Origin of the sequence: Campylobacter sp. BCW_6466, assembly GCF_001762835.1 — a bacterium.
Classification (GTDB): Bacteria; Campylobacterota; Campylobacteria; order Campylobacterales; family Campylobacteraceae; genus Campylobacter_D; species Campylobacter_D jejuni.
On the sequence record NZ_MJXO01000001.1, the window covers coordinates 1 to 292 of the forward strand.

At 30.5% G+C, this 292-nt stretch carries 1 pseudogene; it reads right to left on the reverse strand.

Annotated features, from left to right (window positions below):
* Nucleotides 1-292 (reverse strand): annotated as a pseudogene (locus AJ887_RS10080) (hypothetical protein); the annotation flags it as partial.

Here is a 292-nt window from a genome sequence, read left to right on the forward strand (position 1 = left end):
TCTTTATCTGTAGTAACAAGCCAATCTTCTATGACTATGCTACCAGATCCGCTATTAGTTAAATGATTGCCACTATTATCTTTATCTATGGTTCCTTGGTTATTAACAAAGATGGTTCCACCACCTTCATTTTTAATACCACTTGTAATAGTCGCATCAGAATCATTTTTTAAACTTAAATTATTATTACTTCTATTGAAGATATTACCATAAATAATTCCATTGTCAGTATTTAAAATACCACTTCCTTTTGCAGAAGCAATAAGACCTTCATTTTCAATAGTGATTCCGT